This window comes from Streptomyces sparsogenes subsp. cuspidosporus (genome assembly GCF_039532705.1).
GTDB classification, from domain to species: domain Bacteria; phylum Actinomycetota; class Actinomycetes; order Streptomycetales; family Streptomycetaceae; genus Streptomyces; species Streptomyces sparsogenes.
Genome location: NZ_BAAASD010000026.1, coordinates 17003 through 34610, shown reverse-complemented (window position 1 = coordinate 34610; position 17608 = coordinate 17003). Strand labels below are relative to the sequence as shown.

At 73.8% G+C, this 17608-nt stretch carries 17 protein-coding genes; 12 read left to right on the top strand and 5 right to left on the bottom strand.

Annotated elements, in window-relative coordinates; all coding sequences use genetic code 11:
• Positions 1-101 precede the first annotated feature (101 nt).
• From uraD to ABFY07_RS26475, 4 genes are read left to right on the top strand one after another with little or no spacing between them, the layout of a single operon-like run.
• Entirely contained in the window at positions 102-665 is a 564-nt protein-coding gene (gene uraD, locus ABFY07_RS26490) for a 2-oxo-4-hydroxy-4-carboxy-5-ureidoimidazoline decarboxylase (RefSeq protein ID WP_346176887.1), read from the top strand.
• Positions 665-1048: a hydroxyisourate hydrolase gene (gene uraH / locus ABFY07_RS26485; protein WP_346176886.1), complete on the top strand. Its 384-nt coding sequence runs from the start codon at positions 665-667 to the stop codon at positions 1046-1048. The genes uraD and uraH overlap by 1 nt, the downstream gene beginning before the upstream one ends.
• A 5-nt stretch (positions 1049-1053) precedes the next feature.
• Positions 1054-1935: a factor-independent urate hydroxylase gene (pucL, locus tag ABFY07_RS26480; protein WP_346176885.1), complete on the top strand. Its 882-nt coding sequence runs from the start codon at positions 1054-1056 to the stop codon at positions 1933-1935.
• Positions 1936-1949: 14 nt separating this feature from the next.
• Positions 1950-3320 (top strand): 8-oxoguanine deaminase, encoded by a 1371-nt coding sequence (locus ABFY07_RS26475; RefSeq protein ID WP_346176884.1) that lies wholly within the window; start codon positions 1950-1952, stop codon positions 3318-3320.
• 76 nt (positions 3321-3396) lie between these two features.
• Here ABFY07_RS26475 and ABFY07_RS26470 read toward each other — a convergent pair whose 3' ends face one another.
• Positions 3397-4587, bottom strand: coding sequence for a L,D-transpeptidase (locus ABFY07_RS26470; RefSeq protein WP_346176883.1), 1191 nt, complete (start codon positions 4585-4587; stop codon positions 3397-3399).
• Between the two features lie 203 nt (positions 4588-4790).
• Between ABFY07_RS26470 and ABFY07_RS26465 the strand changes: the two genes are divergently transcribed.
• The 5 genes from ABFY07_RS26465 (at position 4791) to ABFY07_RS26445 (ending at position 10558) form a co-directional block, all read left to right on the top strand.
• On the top strand, positions 4791-5978 hold the full coding sequence (locus ABFY07_RS26465; protein ID WP_346176882.1) for a lipid II:glycine glycyltransferase FemX: 1188 nt from the start codon (positions 4791-4793) through the stop codon (positions 5976-5978).
• 185 nt (positions 5979-6163) lie between these two features.
• Positions 6164-7795: a murein biosynthesis integral membrane protein MurJ gene (gene murJ / locus ABFY07_RS26460; protein ID WP_428837012.1), complete on the top strand. Its 1632-nt coding sequence runs from the start codon at positions 6164-6166 to the stop codon at positions 7793-7795.
• 44 nt (positions 7796-7839) lie between these two features.
• Positions 7840-8520: a response regulator gene (locus ABFY07_RS26455; RefSeq protein WP_346176880.1), complete on the top strand. Its 681-nt coding sequence runs from the start codon at positions 7840-7842 to the stop codon at positions 8518-8520.
• 8 nt (positions 8521-8528) lie between these two features.
• Entirely contained in the window at positions 8529-10019 is a 1491-nt protein-coding gene (locus ABFY07_RS26450) for an ATP-binding protein (RefSeq protein ID WP_346176879.1), read from the top strand.
• The gene (locus tag ABFY07_RS26445) at positions 10016-10558 is read left to right on the top strand and encodes a hypothetical protein (protein WP_346176878.1); all 543 of its coding nucleotides are present in this window, start codon (positions 10016-10018) and stop codon (positions 10556-10558) included. Before ABFY07_RS26450 ends, ABFY07_RS26445 begins: the two co-directional genes overlap by 4 nt.
• 84 nt (positions 10559-10642) lie before the next feature.
• Here the strand turns inward: ABFY07_RS26445 and aceB are convergent, their stop codons facing one another.
• Together aceB and ABFY07_RS26435 are read right to left on the bottom strand one after the other, a co-directional pair.
• On the bottom strand, positions 10643-12259 hold the full coding sequence (aceB, locus tag ABFY07_RS26440) for a malate synthase A (RefSeq protein ID WP_346176877.1): 1617 nt from the start codon (positions 12257-12259) through the stop codon (positions 10643-10645).
• A 137-nt stretch (positions 12260-12396) separates the two neighbouring features.
• Positions 12397-13053: a nucleotidyltransferase family protein gene (locus ABFY07_RS26435; protein ID WP_428837008.1), complete on the bottom strand. Its 657-nt coding sequence runs from the start codon at positions 13051-13053 to the stop codon at positions 12397-12399.
• 217 nt (positions 13054-13270) lie between these two features.
• Here ABFY07_RS26435 and ABFY07_RS26430 point away from each other — a divergent pair, with 217 nt between their 5' ends.
• Complete coding sequence (locus ABFY07_RS26430; RefSeq protein ID WP_428837007.1) at positions 13271-13663, top strand: DUF5955 family protein; 393 nt, start codon at positions 13271-13273, stop codon at positions 13661-13663.
• A gap of 87 nt (positions 13664-13750) precedes the next feature.
• On the opposite strand, the gene ABFY07_RS26425 is transcribed toward ABFY07_RS26430, so the two are convergent.
• The gene (locus ABFY07_RS26425) at positions 13751-14536 is read right to left on the bottom strand and encodes an IclR family transcriptional regulator (RefSeq protein WP_346176876.1); all 786 of its coding nucleotides are present in this window, start codon (positions 14534-14536) and stop codon (positions 13751-13753) included.
• Between the two features lie 238 nt (positions 14537-14774).
• On the opposite strand from ABFY07_RS26425, the gene allB reads away from it, so the two are divergent.
• Positions 14775-16130 carry an allantoinase AllB gene (allB, locus tag ABFY07_RS26420; RefSeq protein WP_346176875.1) on the top strand — a complete coding sequence of 452 codons (1356 nt, stop codon included), beginning with the start codon at positions 14775-14777 and terminating at the stop codon, positions 16128-16130.
• The gene (gene alc / locus ABFY07_RS26415) at positions 16127-17275 is read left to right on the top strand and encodes an allantoicase (protein WP_346176874.1); all 1149 of its coding nucleotides are present in this window, start codon (positions 16127-16129) and stop codon (positions 17273-17275) included. Before allB ends, alc begins: the two co-directional genes overlap by 4 nt.
• Before the next feature lie 2 nt (positions 17276-17277).
• Here alc and ABFY07_RS26410 read toward each other — a convergent pair whose 3' ends face one another.
• Complete coding sequence (locus ABFY07_RS26410) at positions 17278-17601, bottom strand: hypothetical protein (protein ID WP_346176873.1); 324 nt, start codon at positions 17599-17601, stop codon at positions 17278-17280.
• Positions 17602-17608: the final 7 nt, after the last annotated feature.

The following is a 17608-nucleotide window of genomic DNA, read 5'->3' as shown; positions in this document are numbered from 1 at the left end:
GGCCCGGGGGCCGCCGTCCGGGCGGGCGTGGCGGCGCGCCGCGGCAGCAACTTTTCAACAAACTGTTGACGCTCGTCGGGGGCGGCTCCTAGCTTGCCGGTGTGACTTCCAGCGCTCCGCCGGGGCTGGCCCGGTTCAACGCAGCGGACGAGCCGGGCGTGGCCGCGCTGCTGCGCGAGGTGTGCGCCAGCCGGGCGTGGGCGGCGGCGGTGGCCGCCGGACGGCCGTACGGCAGCGTGGCCGCGCTGCTGGCCGCTGCCGAGGACGCCGTGGCGGGGCTGACCGACGCCGACCTCGCCGAGGCGATGGCCGGGCACCCGCCCATCGGGCGGCCGCGCCCCGGCGACGCCGCCTCGGCGCGTGAGCAGAGCGGGGTGGGGGAGGCCGAGCGCGCGGAGCTGCTGGAACTGAACCTGGCCTACCAGGAGCGCCACGGGCATGTCTTCCTCATCTGCGCCACCGGGCGCGGTGGCCAGGAGATGCTGGCGGCGCTCAAAAGGCGGATCGGCAACGACCCGGACACCGAACGCGACATCGTCCGCACCGAGCTGGGCAGGATCAATCGCATCCGGCTGGCCCGGCTCGTAGGCGATGAGGGTCTCCGGTACGAGGACGTCAGGGACGAGGGCGTCAGGGACGAGCGGGAAGAAGGAGGGCAGGGGTGATGGCCACGGCATCCGGCGCGCGCACCTCCGTGTCCACGCACATCCTGGACACCACCCTCGGCCGCCCGGCCGCCGGCGTGGCCGTCGAGCTGTCCGTCCGCCCCGCGGGCGACGCGCCCTGGACGGCCCACGCCGTCTCCAGGACCGACGCCGACGGCCGCTGCAAGGACCTGCCCGCCCTCCCCGGGTCCACCGCCCACGCGCGGCTGCGGTTCGAGGTCGAGCCGTACCTGGACCGCGCCGGACACGCGTCGGCAGGCGGGCGGCGCGCCGGAGCCTTCTTCCCGGAGGTGGCGGTGGTCTTCGCCGTCGAGCCCGGGCAGCACTACCACGTGCCCCTGCTGCTCAACCCGTTCGGCTACTCCGTATACCGAGGGAGCTAGCACCGATGCCCACGCTCGGCCAGAACCAGTACGGCAAGGCGGAAACCCGCGTCGTCAGGATCGTGCGGGACGGACCCGTCCACCACATCAAGGACCTCAGCGTGTCGGTGGCGCTCTCCGGCGACATGGACGAGGTCCACCTCTCCGGCAGCAACGCCAACGTCCTGCCGACCGACACCACCAAGAACACCGTGTTCGCCTTCGCCAAGCGGCACGGCATCGCCTCGCCCGAGCAGTTCGCCATCCGGCTCGCCCGCCACTTCGTCACCGGCCAGGCCGCCATCCACACCGCCCGGATCCGGATCGAGGAGTACGGCTGGGACCGGATCGAGACCCCCGGGACGCCCCGGCACTCCTTCGTGCGCCGGGGCCAGGAGACCCGCACCACCCAGGTGGTCCACGACGGCGAGCGGTGGGAGGTGGTCTCCGGGCTGACCGACCTGACCGTCCTGAACTCCACCGACTCGGAGTTCCGGGGGTTCGTCAAGGACGAGTACACCACCCTCCCGGAGGCGCGCGACCGCATCCTCGCCACCGACGTACACGCCCGGTGGCGCTACGGCTGGAGCGACGAGCGCGAGCCGGCGCCGGACTGGGACCGGGCGTACGCCGGGGCCAGACGCGACCTGCTGGCCGCCTTCGCCGAGACGTACTCGCTCTCGCTCCAGCAGACGCTGTACCGGATGGGCGAGCGCGTGATCGAGAACTCTCCCGCGATCGACGAGATACGGCTCTCGCTGCCCAACAAGCACCACTTCCTGGTCGATCTGGAGCCCTTCGGGCTCGAGAACGACAATGAGGTGTACTTCGCCGCCGACCGGCCATACGGCCTCATCGAGGCCACGGTCCTGCGGGACGGCGTCCCGCCCCGGATCGCCACCGACTGAAGGGCGCTCCCCACGTGAACCGCATCGTCATCGAGAACTGCGCCGTCGCGACCGTGGACGCCCACGGCACCGAGCACGCCGACGGCCATGTCGTCGTCGCGGGCAACCGACTGGAGGCGGTGGGCGCCGGCCCCGCGCCCGCCGGTCTCGACGGGGTGGTCCGCCGGATCGACGGCACCGGACACCTGGCGACCCCCGGCCTGGTCAACACCCACCACCACTTCTACCAGTGGCTCACCCGCGGCCTGGCCCAGGACAGCAACCTCTTCGACTGGCTGGTCGCGCTCTACCCGACCTGGGCGCGGATCGACGAGCCGATGGTGTACGAGGCGGCGCGCGCGTCGCTGGCCATGATGGTCCGCGGCGGCGTCACCTGCGCCATGGACCACCACTACGTCTTCCCGCGCGGCGCGGGCGATCTGCTGGGCGCCGAGATCCGCGCGGCCCGCGAGCTGGGCGTGCGGTTCACGGCCGCACGCGGCTCCATGGACCTCGGCGAATCGAGCGGCGGGCTGCCGCCGGACTTCGCCGTCGAGAGCATAGAAGAGGCGCTGCGCGCCACCGAGGAAGCGGTCGACACCCACCACGACCCGTCCTTCGACTCCATGCTGCGGATCGCGGTCGCGCCCTGCTCGCCCTTCTCCGTGTCCACCGAACTGCTCCGCGAGGCCGCGGCCCTGGCCCGCCGCAAGGGCGTACGGCTGCACACCCACGGCTCGGAGACGGTGGAGGAGGAGAAGTTCTGCCACGAGAAGTTCGGGATGGGCCCGACCGACTACTTCGAGTCGACGGGCTGGCTGGGCGAGGACGTGTGGATGGCGCACTGCGTCCACATGACCGACGACGACATCGCCGCCTTCGCCCGCACCGGCACCGGCGTGGCACACTGCCCCTCCTCCAACGCCCGCCTGGCCGCGGGCCTCGCGCGCGTCCCCGACCTGCTGGCCGCCGGGGTGCCGGTGGGCCTGGGCGTGGACGGCACCGCCTCCAACGAGTCCGGCGAGCTGCACACCGAACTGCGCAACGCCCTGCTGGTGGGCCGGCTGGGCCCGCACCGGGAGGCGGCGCTGAACGTCCGTCAGGCGCTGCGCCTGGGCACCTACGGCGGGGCTCGGGTGCTCGGCCGCCAGGACGAGATCGGCTCCCTGGAGTCGGGCAAGCTGGCCGACCTGGTGCTGTGGAAGCTGGACGGGCTCGGCCACTCCACGATCGCCGACCCGGTCGCGGCGCTGGTCCTCGGCGCGCCGGCGCCGGTGACCCTGTCCCTGGTGAACGGCCGCCCGGTGGTGGAGGCGGGCCGGCTGGTCACCGCCGACGAGGACGACATCGCCCGGCGCGCCCGCGACGAGGCCCGCCGCCTCGCCCGTATCGCCGCCGACGCCTGAGACGGGGGAGAGGGACGGAGCCGAGTGGTGGCCGGGAAGGACGGCTCCCGGCCGGGGGTCCGTGGCCGCCGCGCGCTCAGCGCAGGGCGCTCTTGGCCCGCCACTCCTCCCACCCGACGTTCCAGTCGCCGAAGCCGTTGTTCAGCGCCACCCGCCCCTTGGTCTCCGCGCCCTTGACCTCGAACGGGTCGCCGACCCGGGCGCGCTCGTACAGCCATGCCGCGTCGGCGTCGCTCATGCCGATGCAGCCGTGGCTCCTGTTGGCCTTGCCGAAGTAGGCCGCGTTCCAGGGCGCGGCGTGCGCGTACGTCCCCGACCAGGTCAGCCGCATCGAGTAGTCGACCATCTCGTCGTAGGCGTTGCCGAGGCCGACGGTCTCGGAGTTCATCCGGATGGTGCCCTCCTTGGCCATCAGCACCTCCGTGCCCCGCCAGGAGCCGGTGTCGGGGCCGGGGGTGCCGCCGGAGACCGGGAAGGTGCGCACCGCCTTGCCGTCGCGCTCCAGGGTGAGCCGCTTGCTGTCGAGGTCGACCTTGACCACCTGCCGGGCGCCGATGGTGAAGCCGAGCTTGTAGTCGCGGACGAACCAGCCGCCGCCCTCGCCCGAGTCGGTGCCGTTCAGCCGGGCGTCCAGGGTGACTTTGGTGCCGGGGCGCCAGTACTCCTTGGGCCGCCAGTCCACCCGGTCCTTGCCGGACCGGTCCTTCATCCAGCCCCACGACCCCTCGGTGTTGTTCGAGGTGGTGACCTCGAGCTGCTTCTCCACGGCCGCCTTGTCCTTCACCGGGCGGTCGAAGACCAGGGAGATCGGCTGTGCCACGCCGACCGTGGTGGCGTCGCCCGGCCGCCAGTCCACCTTGTTGACCAGGTCCGCGGCGGGGGTGGTGAAGGAGGACCGGGCGCTGCCCGCCGTGCCGCCCTCGGCGCGGGTGGTCGCCTTGACGGTGTAGGTGGTGCCGGGCGCGGCGTTGCGGTCCGAGGTCCAGATCCGGCCGTGCCGCGACATCGTGCCGGTGAGCCTGCCGCCCCGGCCGTCGGTGACGGTCACCGAGTCGAGGGTGCCGCCGCTCGCGGCGACCTTGACCGGCTCGCCGGCCCGCCGGGGTGTGACGGTGACCGTCACCGCCTTGCCGTCCCGGCCTCCGCCGCCGACCTTCGCGTCCGCCTTCGCCGGGGCCGAGCCGCCGGAGGAACAGCCGGTCAGCGCGGCGGCCAGCAGGGCGGCGGCCGTGGCGGTGGCGGTGGCGCCCACACGTATCTGGCGCAACGGAAACCTCCGTGGAGTGAAGGGAGATGACGGGACGCTCGGGACTCTAAGCCGCGAAAGGCGCCGGAAGTGGCCGTGGCGGTCATGTGACGGAAGCTGCAGAGAAACGGTCATCGTCCGGTCACATTGGCCGCGCGGCGCGGTCATTGGCGGCTGTGAACCTTCCTCGCGTTCCCATCGAAAACGGCACCCGAGGAGGTGCAGTGTCAGCGCTGCTCGTGACGGCCGGCTGCCGTCGGCAGGACGTCCGGCTGGGCCCCGTCGACCCCGAGGCGTACCGCGCCTTTCTGGCATCCCGCACCGGCTCCGCTCTGGGCCCGGGCTTTCTGCAGTGCCCGTCCTGGGCCGAGGTGAAGCAGGGCTGGCAGGCCCGGCTGCTCGGCTGGGGCCCGGAGAGCGGCCCCGGCGCGGGGGAGCTCAGCGGAGTGGCGCTGGTGCTGCTGCGCCAGTTCCCCGGCACCCGGAAGTACTTCGCCTATCTGCCCGAGGGGCCCGTCGCCGACTGGACCGACCCGGACATCGACGGCTGGCTCGCCCCGCTGCTGCGCCATCTGCGCTCCTGCGGCGCGTTCGCCGTGCGCATCGGGCCCACGCCCGCCTACCGCAGCTGGAACGCCGCCGCGCTCAAGGCGCACACCGGCCCCGGGCGCCGCCTGTCCGACGTGCTCGCCTGCGAGGTCGATCCGCTGGGCACCGCGGTGGCCGAGCGGCTGCGGGCCCGCGGCTGGCGGCGCTGCGGCGACGACGGGGAGGCGGCCGGGGACGCGCAGCCCCGCTACGTCTTCCGGGTGCCGCTGGCCGGGCGCGGGCCCGAGGACCTGTGGAGCGGGCTGAACCAGGAGTGGCGGCGCAACATCCGCCGGGCCCACAAGTCGGGCGTGCGGGTGGAGCTGGGCGGGCCCGCCGAACTCCCGGAGTTCTACCGGCTGCTGCGGATCACCGAGGAGCGCGACGGCTTCCGCCTCGGCCGCTCCCTGGCGTACTACGAGCGCCAGTACGCGGCCCTCAACGCCGAGCAGCCGGGCCGGATGAGGCTCTACCTCGCCCGGCACCGGGGCGAGATCCTCGCCGCCCACACCATGATCACGGTGGGCCGGCGGGTCTGGTACCAGACCGGCGCCTCGGCCGACCACCGCCGCGAGGTCCGCCCCTCCAACGCCCTCCAGTGGCAGATGATGCTGGACGCCCACGCCCAGGGCGCGGAGGTGTACGACATGCGCGGGGTACCCTCCACACTCGACCCCGACGACCGCCCGTTCGGGCTGCTGCGCTGGAAGCTCGGCACCGGAGGGCAGGCCGTCGAGACGCTGGGGGAGTGGGAGACACCATTGAGCGGCACCGCCAACCACGCGCTCCATCGCGCCTTCCAGCTGTACCTGGCCCGCCGATGAGCGCCCCCACGAGCCCCGCCGGCCCCGCCGGCCCTGCGAGCCCGCCGCCCCCGCCGGCCGACGCGGCGGACGTGACCCAGGTGGACGGGGCGGCGGACGTGACCCAGGCGGGTGAGGCGGCCCAGGCGGGCGGCGCGGCCGAGGGGGCCGGGCGGTCCGCGTCCGTGCTGCGCAGCGGGGCCCTCATGGCCGCCGGTTCCCTGGTCTCCCGCGCCACCGGATTCGTACGCTCCGCCGTCGTCGCCGCGGCCCTGGGCGTGGGTCTTGCCGCCGACGGCTACGCGGTCGGCAACTCGGTGCCCAACATCCTCTACACCCTGCTCCTGGGCGGCGCGCTCAACGCCGTCTTCGTGCCCGAGCTGGTCAAGGCAGCCAAGGAGCACGCCGACGGCGGGGCCGCGTACACCGATCGGCTGCTCACCGTCTGCACGACGGCCCTGCTGCTGATCACGGCGGGGGCCGTGATCGCCGCGCCCGCAATCGTCGCGGCGTACACCGACTACACGGGCGCGCAGGCCACCATGACGGTCGCCTTCGCCCGCTACTGCCTGCCGCAGATCTTCTTCCTCGGCCTGTTCACCCTGCTCGGGCAAGTGCTGAACGCCCGGGGCCGGTTCGGCGCGATGATGTGGACCCCGGTCCTCAACAACGTCGTCGTCATCGCCGTCTTCGCCCTGTACCTGGCGACCGCCGCCACCGGCGGCACGCTCACCCCCGGCGAGACCGCGCTGCTCGGCTGGGGCACCACCGCGGGCATCGCCGCCCAGGCGCTGGCGCTGCTGCCGTCCCTGCGCGCGGCGCGCTTCCGCTGGCGGCCGCGGTTCGACTGGCGGGGCAGCGGGCTGTCCCGGCCGCTGCGCTCGGCCGGCTGGCTGGTGCTGCTGGTGTTCACCAACCAGCTCGCGTACTGGGCGGTGACCTGGCTGGCCACCATGGCCGGGGAGCGCGCCGCGGCCGCGGGGACCGACGGCGCCGGGTTCAGCGCGTACAACAACGCGTATCTGCTGTGGGCCGTGCCGCACGGGATCGTGACCGTCTCGCTGGTCACCGCGCTGATGCCGCGGATGAGCGGGGCGGCGGCCGACGGCGACCTGGCCGCCGTGCGGCGGGACGTGTCGTACGCCCTGCGCGGCAGCGCCGCCGCCGTCGTTCCCGCCGCCTGCGCGCTCTACGCGCTCGCCGGGCCGGTGATGGCGGCGGTCTTCCAGTACGGCAGGACCGACGCCGACGACATCGCGGCCATGGCGGGGACGCTGATGGCGTTCGCGCCCGGCCTCGTGGCCTTCTCCGGGCAGTACGTCCTCTCCCGCGCCTTCTACGCGCTCTCCGACACCCGCACGCCCTTCCTGCTCAACCTGGTGATCTCCGGGCTCAACGCCGGGCTGTCCGTGGCCGCTTATCTGCTGCTGCCCGCGCGGTGGGCGGTCACCGGGATGGCCGGGGCCTACTCGGTGGCGCTGTACGCGGGCTGGGCGGTCACCGCGTACGTGCTGAACCGCAGGCTCCCGCCGACGGCCGCCCCACCGGGCAGGCGTCGCAAGGCGAGGGCGAGGGCGAGGGCCCGGGCACGGCGCGCCGGGCTGTGGCGCTCGCCGTCCGTGGCCGCGCTGGCCAGGCTGCTGCTGGCGGCCCTGCCGGCCGCCGCCCTCGGCGAGTTCGCGGCCACCCGCGCCACGCCCCTGGGGCCGTTCGCCGCCGCGGCGGTGGGCGCGGCGGCCATCCTGCTGGTCTTCGCGACCCTGGCCGGCCCGATGCGGCTGACCGAACTGGACGCCGCCCGGCGGTCCCTGGCCCGCAGGCTCGGCCGCCGCGCCTGACCCCACGTACCGCCCCCCACCTGCTGGAATGGAATACTCCGCACATGCCACGCGTCCTTCTCGTAGAAGACGACCCCTCCGTCCGCGAAGGGATCGAACTCGGCCTGCGCCGCCGCGGGCACGAGGTGCGCACCGCCGCCACCGGCGAGGCCGGACTCACCGCCATCCAGGAGTTCCGGCCCGATCTGCTGCTCCTGGACCTCATGCTGCCCGGTGTCAACGGGGTCCAGGTGTGCCGTCGGGTCCGCGAGGGCAGCCAGCTCCCGATCATCATGCTCACCGCGCGCGGCGACGACTTCGACGTGGTCGTCGGGCTGGAGGCCGGGGCCGACGACTACATCGTCAAACCCGCCCGCACCGAGGTCATCGAGGCCCGCATCCGGGCCGTGCTGCGCCGCATCGAGGAGCCCGGCGGCCGCCCCGCCGTCGAGTTCCACGGCGACCTCGCCATCGACCGCGCCGGGCTGACCGTGGCCAAGGCCGGCGAACGCCTCGCGCTCGCCCCCTCCGAGCTGAGGCTGCTGCTCTACCTGACCGCCGCGCCCGAACAGGTCTTCAGCCGCCAGCAGTTGCTCGAACAGGTCTGGGAGCACAGCTACCACGGCGACGCCCGCCTGGTCGACGCCTGCGTACGGCGGCTGCGCCACAAGATCGAGGACGTGCCCGGCAGCCCGCGTTACATACAGACCCTGCGGGGCTTCGGCTACCGCTTCGGACCCCTGTGAGCCCGCGGGTGGCCCGCTGGAGAGCCCGCGCCGGGCTGCGCACCCGGCTCGTGCTCGCCTTCCTGCTGGTCGCCGCGGTCAGCGCCGGGACCACCGCGACCCTCACCTACCGCAAGGCCCGCACCGCCATCCTCGAACAGGCCCAGGACACGGCCGTCTCCTCCTTCCGGGAGCGGGTCAGCGACATGGCCACCCCGCTGCCCATCGAGCCCCAGTCCCTCCAGGAGCAGCTGCGCGCGCTCGCCCGGCAGGGCAAGCCCCACCCCTGGGTGGTCTTCGCCGAATACGGATCCATCCGGGTCTCCTCCGGCACCAGCCCGGTGTCCACCGTCATCACCCCGCAGCTGCGCCGCGCCGCGCTCGCCAACCCCCACGGCGGCTTCCAGCGGGTCGAGAAGCACGGCGAGCCCTGGCTGACCGTGGCCGTCCCGACCGTCTTCCGCGCCGGGACGACCGTACGCCCCACCGGTCTGGTGCTGTACGCCGTGATGCCGCTGAGCGACGAGGAGGCCAACGTCCGGTCCATGGTCACCGCCGCCCGCGACGGGGCCCTGCCCGGGCTCGCGGTGGCGATCATCCCCGCGCTGCTGGCCGCGCGCAGCGTGCTGCGCCCGGTCCGCGACCTGCGGAAGGCCTCGCAGAGCATGGGCCGGGGCCGCCTCGACACCCGGATCCAGGTCAAGGGCGGCGACGAACTCGCCGACCTCGCCCGCACCTTCAACGAGTCCGCGATCGCGCTGGAGCGCTCCGTCGGCGAGCTGCGGGACGCCGAGGCGCGCGCCCGCCGCTTCGCCTCCGACGTCTCCCACGAGCTGCGCACCCCGCTGGCCGGCATGCTCGCGGTCACCGAGGTGCTGGACGAGGACGCGGCCCGGCTGGCCCCCGACACGGCGGCCGCCGTCCGGCTGATCAGCGCGGAGACCGGCAAGCTCGCGGTCCTCGTCGAGGACCTGATGGAGATCTCCCGCTTCGACGCCCGGGCCGCCGAGCTGAACACCGACGAGGTCGACGTCGCCCAGACCATCCGCAAGACCCTGACGATCCGCCGCTGGACCGACCCGGACCGGATCGTCACCGAGCTGCCCGACGGCATCCGGGCCCGGCTCGACCCGCGGCGCTTCGACATCGTCGTCGCCAACCTCGTCGGTAACGCGCTGCGACACGGCGGCGCGCCGGTGACCGTACGGCTGCGGAGGGCGCCGGAGGCGCACGGCGAGGGGACGCGGCTGGTCACCGAGGTCGCCGACAGCGGCCCCGGCATCCGCCCGGAGGTGCTGCCGCATATCTTCGACCGCTTCTACAAGGCGGACTCCGCCCGCACCCGCTCGGAGGGCAGCGGCCTCGGCCTCGCCATCACCCTGGAGAACGTGCGGCTGCACGGCGGTACGATCCGGGCGGCGAACGGCCCGCAGGGGGGCGCCGTCTTCACCGTGGAGATCCCCCTGACCGGCGGAGAGGTGACCGGCGGAGAGGTGACCGGCGGAGAGGTGAGGGAGTGAAGCGCCGTGGTGCCGCCGCGGCCCGCGCGGCCGCGGCCTGCGTCATGGCGGTCGCGCCGCTGACCGGCTGCGGGGTGCGGGGGAGCGATGTCATCGAGGCCGGCGGCCCCGCCACCGTCACCGTCTTCCCCGCCGACGAGCAGCGGCTGCTCCTGTTCTTCGTCTCCCCCGAGGGCCGTCTGATGCCGGTGGCGAGGCGGGTCGGGGGCGACGGAAGCGGCCAGGCCGTCTGGAGTGGCCAGGCGGTCGGGCCGCCGCTCGGCGACGAGGTCCTCGCCGCGCTGTTCGCCGGCCCGTCGGACGGGGAGCGCGCGGCGGGTCTGCGCACCCGGCTGCCCCGGCCGAAGGAGCGGCCGGCGATGAAGTGGTCCCCCCGCGACGTGCTGGTCCACCTCCCGCTCGCGGTGCGGGACCTCAGCGAGACGGCCCGGCGCCAGGTGGTCTGCACGGTCGCGTACGCCGAGGGCGGCGACGGCGGCGCGGAGGTGACCCTGGCGGGCGAGGACGGCGCCCTCCCGCCCACCCACTGCGACGCCTAATGGGAGCTACGGAACCGGGGCCCGCGCCGCCCGGACCCGCGCCGCCGGGCGCACGCCAGGGCCGCGCCGCCGGCCGGGCTTCGCTCAGCGCAGCAGTTCGTACGCCGGCAGCGTCAGGAACTCCGCGTAGTCCTCGTCCAGCGCGACCTTGAGCAGCAGATCGTGGGCCTGTTCCCAGTTGCCCGCCGCGAACGCGTCCGCCCCGATCTCCTCGCGGATCGCGGCAAGTTCCTCCGCGGCGAGCGCGCGGACCAGGCCGGCCGTCGCCTTCTCGCCGTTCTCGAAGACGACCCCCGCGTTGATCCACTGCCAGATCTGGGAGCGGGAGATCTCGGCCGTGGCGGCGTCCTCCATCAGGTTGAAGATGGCGACCGCGCCCAAGCCGCGCAGCCACGCCTCGATGTAGCGGATGCCGACCTGGACCGCGTTGCGCAGCCCCGCCGAGGTGGGCTTGGCCTCCAGGGAGGCGATGTCGATCAGCTCGGCCGCCGTGACGTGGACGTCCTCGCGCAGCCGGTCCTTCTGGTGGGGCTTGTCGCCGAGCACCGCGTCGAAGGAGGCGCGGGCGATCGGGACCAGGTCGGGGTGGGCGACCCAGGAGCCGTCGAAGCCGTCGTTCGCCTCGCGGTCCTTGTCGGCCCTGACCTTGTCGAAGGCGACGGCGTTGACCTCGGGGTCGCGGCGGGAGGGGATGAAGGCCGCCATGCCGCCGATCGCGTGGGCGCCGCGCTTGTGGCAGGTGCGGACCAGCAGCTCGGTGTAGGCGCGCATGAAGGGGGCGGTCATGGTGACGGCGTTGCGGTCGGGGAGGACGAAGCCGGGCCCGGCGTCGCGGAAGTTCTTGACGATGGAGAAGAGGTAGTCCCAGCGCCCCGCGTTCAGCCCGGAGGCGTGGTCGCGCAGCTCGTAGAGGATCTCCTCCATCTCGTACGCGGCGGTGATCGTCTCGATGAGCACGGTGGCGCGGATCGTCCCCTGGGGAATGCCCAGGTGGTCCTGGGCGAAGACGAAGATGTCGTTCCAGAGGCGGGCCTCGAGGTGCGACTCGGTCTTGGGCAGGTAGAAGTACGGGCCCTTGCCCTGGTCGAGCAGGCGCCGGGCGTTGTGGAAGAAGTAGAGCCCGAAGTCGACGAGGGCCCCGGGCACCGCGCGGTCCCCGGCCCGCAGATGGCGCTCGTCCAGGTGCCAGCCGCGCGGCCGGGCGACGACGGTGGCCAGCTCGTCGGCGGGGCGCAGCGCGTACGCCTTGCCCTCGGGGGTGGTGAAGTCGATGCGGCGCTCATAGGCGTCGATGAGGTTGAGCTGGCCGAGGACCACGTTCTCCCAGGTCGGCGCGGAGGCGTCCTCGAAGTCGGCGAGCCAGACCCTGGCGCCCGAGTTGAGGGCGTTGATGGTCATCTTGCGGTCCGTGGGGCCGGTGATCTCCACCCGGCGGTCGTCGAGCGCGGCCGGGGCGGGGGCGACGCGCCAGTCGGGGTCCTCGCGGATGTGCGCGGTCTCGGGGAGGAAGTCAAGAGTGCCGGTTCGGGCGATCTCGGCGCGGCGCTCGGCGCGGCGCGCGAGGAGTTCGTCGCGGCGGGGGGTGAAGCGGTGGTGGAGCTCGGCCAGGAAGGCCAGGGCCGAGTCGGTCAGCACCTCGCCCTGCCGCTCGAGCGGCTCGGCGTCGACGATGGCCAGCGGGGACGGCGCTGGTGCGGACATGGGCGGTCACTCCTCGGGCGGCACCGGACGGGGCACGTGGACTTCGGGTACGTGGATCTCGGGGTACATGGACTTCTGGTTAGTGGATACTAATTTCCTCATGGTGGAAGTTCAATGTTCTGTGGGGGTCTGTTGACTCACTCCAGGCGCTTCAGGTCCTCAGGTGTGTCGATGTCGTCCGCCCGGGCGACGTCGGAGCAGTCGACGAGCGCGATCGCCGACTGATGCGCCTTCAGATAGTCGCGTGCCCCGCGGTCGCCCGCCGCACTCGCCGCGACCCCCGCCCACCGCTCGGCGCCGAACAGCACCGGATGGCCCCGCCGCCCGCCGTACACCGCCGCCGCCAGGGAGGACGGCGAGCGGTACGCCGCCGACACGCGGGCCACCGCCGCGGCCCCGATCCCCGGCTGGTCCACCAGCATCACCAGGGCCGCCCGCGCCCCCGTACCGGCCAGGGAGGCGAGGCCCGCCCGCAGCGAGGAGCCCATGCCCTCCGCCCAGTCCGGATTGTCGACCAGCACGCACCCGGGCAGCTCGGCGTCCGCCCGTACGGCCTCGGCGCCCGCGCCCAGCACGATGTGCACCGGCGCGCAGCCGCCCTCCCGCAGCGCCCGCGCCGCGTGCTCCACCAGCGGCCGGCCCCGGTGGACCAGCAGGGCCTTCGGCCGCCCGCCCAGCCGCCTGCCCCCGCCGGCCGCCAGCAGCAACCCGGCGACCTGCGGTGTGACGTGTGGTGTGTCCTGCGGTGTGACGTGCGGTGAGTCCTGTGGCGTGTCCTGCGATGTGTGATCCATGGGCATGGTCTGCCGCTTGTCCCTTCGTGAGGCCCCCGCTGTCTCCTGTTGCCTCCCCCGTCGCACCCGGTCTGATTTTCGCTCTCCGTATGGCGTGTCGCGCGCAGAGTGGCGTTAACTGATCCGCAGCCTCTCGCGTCCGATCGGCGCGCTCAGGGGCCGTGGGGAGAAGGGGGCAGGCTTCGTGCAAAGGCGCGCGAGGGCGAGCAGGGCAGTGATGTCCGACGATCAGATGGGGCTCCGGGTGGCACCCGGCGCCTGGTCAGTGGAGGGCGCCGCGGTCGTGGAAGACAGGCGAGTGGCCGGCACCGAGGAGAATTCCAGAGCGACGGAGCTGCGCCGGGCCGTCGCCCGGCTGCGGCGCGAACTGGCCGCCCACCCGGCCGACTTGCCGGACCGGGCCATAGCGGACGACGAACTCGCCGCACTGGACGCCATGACGCGGGAGGGAGCGCCCGAAGTGCCGCGCCTGCGCCGCTCGCTGCTGCTCATCGCGGGCGCGCTCGGCTCGGTGAGCGCGCTGGCGCCCGCGCTGAGGGGGGTCCGTACGGCGATCGACCTGTTCGGCGACGCGCCGCGGACCGGGGGAGGGGTCGAGGGAAGGGTCTGAGGGGCCGGGGGGAAGAGACGGCCCGGGGGCGAGGCGGCGGCCCGTAACGTCGCGCCGTCGCGCCGTACGTACCCTCCGGCCGTGCCGTCAGGCGGACCCCGTGCCGGCCAGCTCGGCGGACAGCTCGGCCGCGACCTCCTTGAGGATCGGCACGATGTCCTCCGTGGCCTCGTCCGTCACCCGCCCGGCCGGGCCGGAGATCGAGATGGCGGCCGCCGTGGGGGAGTCGGGCACGGCCACCGCGAGGCAGCGCACGCCTATCTCCTGCTCGTTGTCGTCCACCGCGTAGCCCTGCTCCCGCACGCGTCCCAGAGCCTCCAGGAAGACGTCCGGTGAGGTGATCGTCTTCTGGGTGGAGGCCGGCATGCCGGTGCGGGCCAGCAGCGCGCGCACCTCGTCGGCGGGCACGTCCGCGAGCAGCGCCTTGCCCACACCCGTCGTGTGCGGCAGCACCCGCCGCCCGACCTCGGTGAACATCCGCATCGAGTGGCGCGAGGGGACCTGCGCGACGTACACCACCTCGTCGCCGTCCAGCAGCGCCATGTTCGCGGTCTCGCCGGTCTCCTCCACCAGACGGGCCAGATAGGGCCGGGCCCAGGTGCCCAGCAGCCGGGAGGCGCTCTCGCCGAGCCGGATCAGCCGGGGGCCCAGCGCGTAGCGGCGGTTCGGCTGCTGGCGTACGTAGCCGCAGGCGACCAGGGTGCGCATCAGGCGGTGGATGGTGGGCAGCGGCAGCCCGCTGCTGCCGGAGAGTTCGCTCAGCCCGACCTCGCCCCCGGCGTCCGCCATCCGCTCCAGCAGATCGAAGGCGCGCTCGAGGGACTGGACGCCGCCGGAGCTGGCAGCGGCGGTCTTGGGCTCGGCGGACGGCACGTCGACGTTTCCTTTCGCGGCGGATGCGGCCGGCCCTCGCGTGACTGATCCGCCCCGGCCGACCGGCCACCGGGCAGCCTACCCGCCCCCGGCCGGCCAGGTTCTGCGGTTCGAAAATCGACTTCCATTGTATGGATGGCTTGACCAGGCAGGCGGCTCGGTGAAGACTCCCGAACAGAAAGTAGATTCCGCTTCGCGGAAGTATTGCCCCTGGTGTGTCGACGAACGGAGGGCGCGGGTGTCCGACGCGGATCCGGATCTGGTGCTTCGCTCGACCCGCGTGGTGACCCCCGAGGGCATCCGCGCCGCCTCGGTCGCCGTCACCACGGTCGACGGAAGGATCTCGGCCGTTCTGCCCCACGACGCGGCCCTCCCGCCCGCTGCCCGCCTGGAGGACCTCGGGGACGACGTCCTCCTCCCCGGCCTCGTCGACACCCACGTCCACGTCAACGACCCCGGGCGCACCGAGTGGGAGGGCTTCGCCTCCGCCACCCGGGCCGCCGCGGCCGGCGGCGTCACCACGCTCGTGGACATGCCGCTCAACAGCGTCCCGCCCACCACCACCGTCCGGGCCCTGGAGACCAAGCGCGCCGTCGCCCGCGCCGCGGCCCACGTCGATGTCGGCTTCTGGGGCGGCGCCGTCCCCGGCAACGTCCCCGACCTCAAGCCCCTGCACGACGCGGGCGTCCTCGGCTTCAAATGCTTCCTGCTCCACTCCGGCGTGGACGAATTCCCCCACCTCGCCCCCGCCGAACTCGACGCGGCCCTCCGCGAGATCGCGGGCTTCGGCGGCCTGCTCATCGTCCACGCCGAAGACCCCCACCTCATCGACCGGGCCCCGCGACCCAGCGGCCCCCGCTACGCCGACTTCCTCGCCTCACGCCCCCGCGAGGCCGAGAACCGGGCCGTCGCGGGTCTGATCGAGCTGGCGCGCGAGCACGCCGCCCGTGTGCACATCCTCCACCTGTCCTCCGCCGAAGCGCTCCCGATGATCGCCGCCGCCCGGCGCGAGGGCGTCCCGGTGAGCGCCGAGACCTGCCCCCACTTCCTCACCCTGACCGCCGAGGAAGTCCCCGACGGCGCCACCGAGTTCAAGTGCTGCCCGCCCATCCGCGAGGCCGCCAACCAGGACGCGCTGTGGCAGGGCCTGGCCGACGGCACCGTCGACTGCGTCGTCTCCGACCACTCCCCGTGCACCGCGGACCTCAAGGCCCGCGACTTCGGCGAGGCCTGGGGCGGCATCTCCTCCCTCCAGCTCGGCCTCCCCGCCGTCTGGACCGAGGCCCGGCGACGCGGCAGGACCCTGGAGGACGTCGCCCGCTGGATGTCCACCGCCCCCGCCGGCCTGGTCGGCCTCGCGCACAAGGGCGCCATCGAGCCCGGCCGCGACGCGGACTTCGCCGTCCTCGCGCCCGACGAGACCTTCACCGTCGACCCGGCCGCCCTCCACCACCGCAACCAGGTCACCGCCTACGCGGGCCGGACCCTGTACGGCGTCGTACGGTCCACCTGGCTGCGCGGCCGGAAGATCGCCGACCACGGCACCCCGACGCCACCCACCGGCCGACTCCTCGAAAGGCAGCCCACCGCATGACCGCGCCGATCCCCCGCTTCACCGGCGACGCGAGCCCGTACGGCGGCGGCGACCCGTACGCCGACTACCGCACCGCGGACCTCCCCTTCACCCACCTCGCGGACCTGGCCGACCGGCGGCTCGGCGGAAGCGTCATCGCCGCCAACGACGAGTTCTTCGCCGAGCGCGAGAACCTGCTGCGGACCGAGCCCCCGCACTTCGACCCCGCCGCCTTCGGCCACAAGGGCAAGGTCATGGACGGCTGGGAGACCCGCCGCCGGCGCGGCGCCTCCGCCGCCCACCCGCACCCCGCCGACGACGACCACGACTGGGCCCTGATCCGCCTCGGTGCCCCCGGCGTCATCCACGGCATCGTCGTCGACACCGCCCACTTCCGCGGCAACTACCCCCAGTCGGTCAGCGTCGAGGCCACCTCGGTCGCGGGCACCCCCTCCCCGGAGGACCTGCTGTCCGACGACGTACGGTGGACCGAACTCGTCCCCCGCACCCCCGTCGGCGGCCACGCGGCCAACGGCTTCCCGGTCACGGCGGCCCGCCGCTTCACCCACCTCAGGCTGGGTCAGCACCCCGACGGCGGCATCGCCCGCCTCCGCGTCCACGGCGAGGTCCTCCCCGACCCCGCCTGGCTCACCGCCCTCGGCACCTTCGACCTGGCCGCCCTGGAGAACGGCGGCGCCGCCGAGGACGCTTCCGACCGCTTCTACTCCCCGCCCGCCAACTCCATCCAGCCCGGCCGCTCCCACAAGATGGACGAGGGCTGGGAGACCCGCCGCCGCCGCGACCAGGGCCACGACTGGGTCCGCTACCGGCTCACCGAACACGCCCAGATCCGGGCCGTCGAGATCGACACCGGCTGCTACAAGGGCAACGCCCCCGGCTGGGCCGCCCTCCACGCCCTCGACGCCACCACCGGCGCCGACCCCACCGACCACACCGCCCCCGGCTGGACCGAACTCCTGCCCCGTACCCCCCTCCAGCCCGACACCGTCCACCGCTTCCTGCTCGCCGCCGCCCCACCCGCCACCCACGTCCGCATCGACATCTTCCCCGACGGCGGCATCGCCCGCCTCCGCCTGCACGGCACACTGACGGAGGCGGGCGCGAACCGGCTCGCGGCGCGGTACGCGGAGCTGGGCAGGCCCTGAACTCACAGGTAGCGGACCCGCACGCCCGGCCCGAGCCGGTCGGTGCCCGTGACGACCTGACTCCTGCCGACCTCGACGGTGAGGCGCGGGTGGGCCGGGCGGCCCGCCAGTGAGGACAGGTCCAGCGGGCCGGGATGCGGGCCGTGGCACATCCCGAAGAACACGGTGGTGAGCGAGGGGATCGCGTTCAGGGGGCTGAGGTCGGCGGGGAGAGCGCAGTCGTAGAAGTACAGAGCCTTGGCGCGGAGAACCGCGGTGGGCAGGACCCGAAGCTGCTCGGTCAGGTCGAATCCCGCCAGACGCAGCCGCCCGAGACCAGCGATCACGGCCGAG

What these genes read in the sequence shown, in the direction of transcription:
- uraH (WP_346176886.1), top strand. Translation starts at nt 665, where the DNA reads ATGGCCACGGCATCCGGCGCGCGCACCTCCGTGTCCACGCACATCCTG.
- pucL (WP_346176885.1), top strand. Translation starts at nt 1,054, where the DNA reads ATGCCCACGCTCGGCCAGAACCAGTACGGCAAGGCGGAAACCCGCGTC.
- murJ (WP_428837012.1), top strand. Translation starts at nt 6,164, where the DNA reads ATGGCCGCCGGTTCCCTGGTCTCCCGCGCCACCGGATTCGTACGCTCC.
- ABFY07_RS26455 (WP_346176880.1), top strand. Translation starts at nt 7,840, where the DNA reads ATGCCACGCGTCCTTCTCGTAGAAGACGACCCCTCCGTCCGCGAAGGG.
- aceB (WP_346176877.1), bottom strand. Translation starts at nt 12,259, where the DNA reads ATGTCCGCACCAGCGCCGTCCCCGCTGGCCATCGTCGACGCCGAGCCG.
- ABFY07_RS26435 (WP_428837008.1), bottom strand. Translation starts at nt 13,053, where the DNA reads ATGGATCACACATCGCAGGACACGCCACAGGACTCACCGCACGTCACA.
- ABFY07_RS26430 (WP_428837007.1), top strand. Translation starts at nt 13,271, where the DNA reads ATGTCCGACGATCAGATGGGGCTCCGGGTGGCACCCGGCGCCTGGTCA.
- alc (WP_346176874.1), top strand. Translation starts at nt 16,127, where the DNA reads ATGACCGCGCCGATCCCCCGCTTCACCGGCGACGCGAGCCCGTACGGC.